The organism is Cupriavidus cauae (genome assembly GCF_008632125.1).
Lineage (GTDB): Bacteria > Pseudomonadota > Gammaproteobacteria > Burkholderiales > Burkholderiaceae > Cupriavidus > Cupriavidus cauae.
The window spans coordinates 142,616-149,369 of record NZ_VWRN01000015.1; the positions used below are offsets into that span (position 1 = coordinate 142,616).

Annotated in this window: 2 protein-coding genes; both read right to left on the minus strand. The window is 66.9% G+C overall.

Features of this window, described 5'->3' with window-relative positions:
* Nucleotides 1–9: 9 nt before the first annotated feature.
* Nucleotides 10–4,644, minus strand: a complete 4,635-nt coding sequence (locus F1599_RS04095) for a non-ribosomal peptide synthetase (RefSeq protein WP_150082267.1) — start codon at nt 4,642–4,644, stop codon at nt 10–12.
* The coding region (locus F1599_RS04100) for a non-ribosomal peptide synthetase (protein ID WP_150082268.1) at nt 4,641–6,754 on the minus strand (2,114 nt) is incomplete at its 5' end. The genes F1599_RS04095 and F1599_RS04100, both read right to left, overlap by 4 nt.

The window sequence follows — 6,754 nt, forward strand, 5'->3', positions numbered from 1 at the left end:
GAGCACGGTTTAGAGCACGTTATCGAGCAGCGCGTCGAGCGCGTCCTGGTCGATCTGGACATTGACCAGGTCGGATGGCGTCATGCCGTGGTTGTCGTGACAGAGGCAGTGCTCGATGACGGCTTCCAGTTCGCGACGGAGTGCATCGCCCAGGCGCTCGATGGTGGCGGGCTCGAACTGTTTGCAGCTATAGCCGAGTTTCAACACCAGCTCGGCGCCGAATACCTGGCCATTGATGGTCAGCGCGTTGCCGAGCGGGGCCTGGGCATCGCGGCTGGCCCCGCTCGGTTCGTCGGCCATGGCGAAGTCGGCGTCCTCGCCCGCGGTCTGGTCGAATTGCCCCAGATAGTTGAACGTGATGCGCGGCTCGGCGCGGCGGGCCAGCTCCGACCGGATCTCCGCGGGGCCCAGATGACGCAGCAGGCCATAGCCGATGCCGTTGTCGGGGATCGCGCGCAAGGTCTCCTTGACCTGCTTGATGGTGTCGCCGATATCCGGCGCGACGGGCAGCACCACGGGGAACACCGTGGTGAACCAGCCCACCGTGCGGCTGATGTCGACCGAATCGGAAAGCGCTTCCCGTCCATGCCCTTCCAGCTGGATCGCGACACGCGGCCGTTGCGTCCATGTGCCAACGGCACGGGCGACGGCGGTCAGCAGCAGGTCGTTGATGCGGGTGCGATAGGCGCCGTGCGCTTGTTGCAACAGTTGCGTGGTTCGCGCCGCGTCCAGGCGGATCGTGTGCTGGCGCCCGTCGATGGCAAGCGCCGGTTCGTCGTGATCGGGTTCCAGCGCCGGCACGTCGGGCTGCGATAGCCAGTAGTCCGCCTGCTGCCGCAGGGCGTCCCCATTGGCGTGCGCCGCCAAGGTCTGCCCCCACGTCTTGTACGACGCGGTCTTGGGCGCAAGGACGATGGCTTCACCTTGCCGTGCGAGGCGATACGCCTGCTGCAGGTCTTCCATCAGGATCCGCCATGACACCCCATCGACCACCAGATGGTGCACGGCGAGCAGCAGCCGCTCGCTGCCGTCGGCCAGTCGCAGGTGCAGCGCGCGCAGCAACGGGCCCTGTTCGAGGTTCAAGCTCCGTTGGGCATCGCTGCAACGGTCCGTGATGGTGGCGAAGTTGGCCACCTCCTCGTGCCGCAGCAGGTCATGATCCTCGTGCTCGGCGTAATGCTGTTGCCATTGGCCGTCGCACTGTCGATAGCGCAGGCGCAAGGCATCGTGATGGGCGACGAGGGCCTGAAGCGCCTGGCGTAGCGCTGCCTGGTCGATCGGTGCAAGAGGCTTCAGCAGTACCGACTGGTTCCAATGATGGCGATTCGGCATCGGCGTCTCGAAGAACCATCGTTGAATCGGCAGCAGCGGCACTTCGCCCGTTGGTTTGTCTTCGACGGGCCGTTCCGTGTCCTCGCGCGTCGCCGCCCGGGCCAGCGCCTGCACGGTCTGATGCAGGAACAGGTCCTTGGGCGTGAAGCGCAGGCCAAGGCGTCGCGCCTTGCTGACGGCCTGGATCGACAGGATCGAGTCGCCGCCGAGCTCGAAGAAGTTGTCGGTGATGCCGACTCGCTCTACGCCAAGGACCTCCTGCCAGACCTGAGTCAGCTTGGCCTCGACCTCGTTGCTCGCGGCGACGTAGCCCTGCACCTCCCACACCGGCTCCGGAAGCGCCCGGCGGTCGAGCTTGCCGTTCGGGGTGACCGGCAGCTGGTTCAGCGGCATGATCTGCGCCGGCACCATGTAGGGCGGCAGGACGTTCTCGAGATATGCCCGGAGCCGCGCCGGGACCTCCACCTCGCCGTGGTCTGGCACAACGTAAGCGACCAGCTGTTTGCCACTTGGACCATCGTGGGCCACGACCACCGCTTCCCGCACGGTGGCGTGGGCGCGCAGGCGCGCCTCGATCTCGCCGAGTTCGATGCGATAGCCGCGGATCTTGACCTGATGGTCGAGCCGGCCGACGTATTCGATGCTGCCGTCGCGGCAGCGCCGGACCAGATCGCCGGTGCGGTACATGCGCGCGCCGGCGGTGAACGGGTCCGGGATGAAGCGTTCGGCGGTCAGTCCCGGTTTGCCGACATAGCCGCGCGCCAGGCCGTGGCCGCCGATATACAACTCGCCGGCCACGCCTACCGGCACCGGATTCAGATCCGCGTCGAGCACGTAGGCGGTGCGGTCGCCCACCGGTCGGCCGATCGGCACGTATGCGCTCGGGCAATCGGTGTCGCGCGGCCCGACCCAAGCCAGCGGCGTGACCACGGCCTCGGTCGGTCCGTAGCCGTTGATCAGCGTGCCGGCCTGGAACTTCTGCTTGATGCGAGCCAAGGCCTCGCGCGACATCGCTTCGCCGCCGAAGGAAAGCAGGCGCAGCGGCACCGGTTCGGTGGCCGCCTCGGCCAGTCGCAGCAGGTACGCAGGCGGGAAGCCGGCATTGGTGACGCCTTCGCGCGCGATCACTTCGAGAGTCTGCTCGGCGCTCCACAGGGCGTCGTCGCGCAGCACCAACTGGGCGCCGGCGATCAGCGGTACCAGCCAGCGTTCGTGGGCCCCATCGAAATTGAACGACAGGAAGTGCAACTCCCGGTCATCCGGTCCCATGCCGTATTGCTCGACGGTGGCGTGGCAGTGCATTGCCAGGGGGCCGTGTTCGACGGCGACGCCCTTGGGCGTGCCGGTGGAGCCGGAGGTGTAGATGAGATAGGCGAGCTGGCGAGGATCGACGGTCGGCAGTTGCACCGCCTCCGGTTCACCAACGTCTTCCATGACGATGACCGGCAGGGTGGTATCGATGCGGCCGGCCAGCGCCTGGGACGTCAGAACGAGCTTGACCCTGGCGTCCTGCAGCAACTGATCGATACGGGCGCGCGGCAGTTCCGGGTCCAGCGGCAGGTAGGCGGCGCCGGCCTTCAGCGTAGCGAGCAAACGCACGATCAGGTCTGGGCTGCGGTCGAGCACCACGCCAACGACGGTTTCCGGGCCCGCACTGGCTGCATGCAGGGCGTAGGCAAGACGTGTGGCGCTGGCATCGAGTTCGCCGTAGCTGACCGCGCGTTCGCCGCAACGCAGCGCAATGGCATCAGGGCGCTGTGCCGCCTGACGCGCGATGGCGACGTGGACGGGATCCGCAGCCGAGTAGCGGCGATCGGCGACATTCCAGTCGGTCAGCTGGTGTCGCTCGTCCGCAAGCAGCAGCGGGATCGCGGCGATGGCGATCGCCGGTTCCTCCGCCACGGCGCGTAACACGCCGACATAGTGCCGCTGCAAACGCTCGACCGTATCGTGCTCGAACAGATCGGCGGCATAGCCGAACACGCCGCTGAGGGCGCCATGCTCGTCCTCCTGCGTATCGAGCGCCAGATCGACCTTGGCCGCGTTGGCGGTACGCTCGACTTTCTCCAGCACCAGACCGGGCAGGCGATCCAGCGCGCGCAGGTCGCGCCGCTGATGGTTCAGCATGACCTGGAACAAGGGGTTGTGCGACAGGTTTCGCTCGGGCTGCAGCGCCTCGACCAACTGCTCGAACGGCAGTTCCTGATGCGCCTGCGCTTGCAGCACGGACTCGCGAGCGCGGGCGAGCACCGCGTCAAACGCCATGCTGCCGTCGATTTCCGTGCGAAGGACCTGCGTGTTGACGATGAAGCCGACCACGCCCTCGGTCTCGACGCGATTGCGATTGGCCACGGGGACGCCGACGCGCAGGTCGCGCTGACCGGTGTAGCGGTAGAGCAGGACCTGGAAGGCGGCCAGCAGTACGGTAAAGACGGTGGTGTCCGCACTGCGGGCCAGCGTACGGAGCTTCGACGACAGTTCGGCGTCGAGCGAAAACGAAACCGCGCCGCCGCGATGGCTTGGCACCGCAGGACGCGGCCGGTCGGTCGGCAGTTCCAGCACCACGGTGCCATCGTCGGCCAGATGCGACTTCCAGTAGCTTAGTTGCCGCTCCAGTTCGCCGGCCTCGAGCCACTGCTTCTGCCACGCCGCATAGTCGGCGTACTGGATCGGCAGCGGCGCCAACTGCGCCGGCTGGCCGCTGACGAAGCCCGCATAGAGCCGCGCGAACTCGTCGATCACCACGTTCATGGACCAGCCGTCGGAGACGATATGGTGCATGGTGACCAGCAGGATATGGTCGTCGTCGGCCAATCGCAGCAGGCGCACGCGCAGCAGCGGTCCTTGTTCGAGGTCGAACGGCGCCTGGGCCTCGGCGTCGACCTGCGATTGCACAGCAGCGTCGCGCTGTGCCGGATCTGTGTCGCGCAGATCGGTGATGGCGATCGGCAGGGGCTGAGGCGCGTGAATCCGTTGCACCGCCTGCTCGCCCTCCTGATGGAAGGTGGTGCGCAGGCTTTCGTGCCGCTCCACCAGCGCATAGAAGGTCCGCTGCAGTGACGACCGATCGAGCGCGCCGCGTAGTCGCACGGCGCGCGGAATGTTGTACAGGCCGCTGTCCCGCTCGAGCTGCCACAGGAACCATAGCCGCTGCTGCGCATACGACAACGCGGCCTCGCTGCGTCCACGCGCCGCGATGGGCAGTCGGCCGAAATCCATGCCGCGGGCCTTCAGTTCGGCAATGAATCGCTGCTGCCCCTCGGGCGACAGACTGGCGAACCGTTGTGCGAGGCGGAGTTTGTCAACGCTCATGCTTCTGTCTCCAGCGTGTCCAGCCACGCGTCCATGTCGGCCCAGCCTTCGGCTTCGGCCGCCTTCTCTTGCTTGTGCTGAAGGCCATTCGACGATTCGATGCTGGCTGCCATTTCGGCGAGCGTCGCCGATTCGAAGTAGACGCGTAGCGGGACCGGCACCGACAGACGGGCGTTGACCAGCGCCGCCAGCCGCGTGACCAGCAGGGAATGGCCGCCGAGTTCGAAAAAGTTGTCGCGGATGCCGACCTGCTCGACGCCAAGGACTTCTTGCCAGACCTGCGCCAGCAGGGTTTCGATCTCGTTGCGCGGGGCGACGTAGCCCTGGGTTTCCCAGACCGGGGCGGGCAGGGCGCGACGATCGAGCTTGCCGTTTGGCGTGACCGGCAGGCGGTCCAGCGCGATCAGTTGCGCCGGGACCATGTGGTCGGGAAGTTGGGCCTTCAGTTCGGTCTTTAGCGTGGCGGAATCCGTGCCGTCCAGCACGCAATAGGCGACCAGACGGTCCTCATGGACGATCACGGCGGCGTCCTTGACACCGGCTTGCGACCGCAGCAGATGCGCGATTTCGCCCAACTCGACCCGGTAGCCGCGGATCTTGACCTGTTCGTCCTGGCGGCCAAGGTATTCGATCCGGCCATCGGCGTCCTGCCTGACGCGGTCGCCGGTGCGGTACATCCTTGCACCGGCGGTGAAGGGATCGGGGACGAAGCGCTCGGCGGTCAGTCCCGGGCGACCGAGGTAGCCGCGCGCCAGCTGCGGTCCGGCGATATAGAGTTCGCCGACGATGCCGGCGGGCACCGGGTTCAGGTCGGCGTCAAGCACATAGACGCGTGAGCCCGGCAGCGGGGTGCCGGTCGGCAACTGGCGTTCGGGCAGGGCCACCGCTTCATGCGTCAGCACGCCGACCGTGGTCTCCGTCGGGCCGTAATGGTTGAACAGCCGGCATTGCCGCTTCAGGTCGCGGATCGTCCGAGCCAGTTCGGCCGAGGTAGCCTCGCCGCCAAGAATCAGCGCCTCTTCGGGCAGGACGTCGGCAGGCTGCCGCGCCTGCAGCAATCCGCGCAGATGGCTGGGTACGATCTTGAGCACGCCGACGCGGTGCCGCGACATGTACTCGGCGAAACGATCGGGATCGAAGCCCCGCTCGCGCGAGATCAGATGCAAGGTGCGGCCGCTGCAGAGGGCGCCGAACAGCACGGTATGGCCGAGATCGGCGGCGGTAGTCGAGACCATCGCCATCGAGGCGTCCGCAGTCAACTGCAGCCGGTGCAGCACGCCGGAGACGTAATGCGCGAGCGCATCGTGGCTGACCACCACGCCCTTGGGGGTGCCGGTGGAGCCGGAGGTGTAGATCAAGTAAGCGGCTTGCCCCGGAAGCAACGAGACGGAAGGCGCATCGTCGACCGGCGTCACGGATGCCGGATCGATGCAATCGAAGCCCGGCCCGAACTCCGGTCCGAACTCCGGCACGGAGCCGGGCACCGAGCCGACGACAACACCGGCGCCGGCGTCGTCCAATAGCTGGCGCAAGCGTTCGGCTGGCTGCGCCGGATCGAGCGGCACGCACACCGCCCCGGCCTTCAGGATGCCAAGCAGTCCGGTGACGAATGCAGGAGAGCGTTCGACACAAAGCCCAACCCGCGTCTCGCGCCCAATGCCGCGTGCGGCCAGCGCCGCCGCGATGCCATTGGCGATCCGATCGGTCTCGCCGCGCGTCAGCGTTTGCTCCTCATATCGCAGCGCCATCGCGGAAGGGTCGGCGGCGACATTGCGCTGCCAGGCGGCCAACACATCGGCAGCTCCGGTGTCCTGCGCGTTGCCCACCAGCTTTCCGTCCTCTGCGCTGGCAAACTGCAATTCGCCAACACGAGCGTCCGGCGCCGCGGCGATCTGCTCGAGCACGGCTACATAGTGCCGCTGCAATTGCTGGACGGTCGCCTGCGAAAAGAGATCGCACTGGTAGCTGCAACCGATTTCGAGGGTGGCACCGGCCGAGATCACCAGCGTCAGCGGATAGTTGGTAGTCGCCGCATGGCTGACCTCGCCGAGCTTCAGGCCGTTCTGCTCGCGCTGGCGCAGTGCCGCATCGACCGGGTAGTTCTCGAACA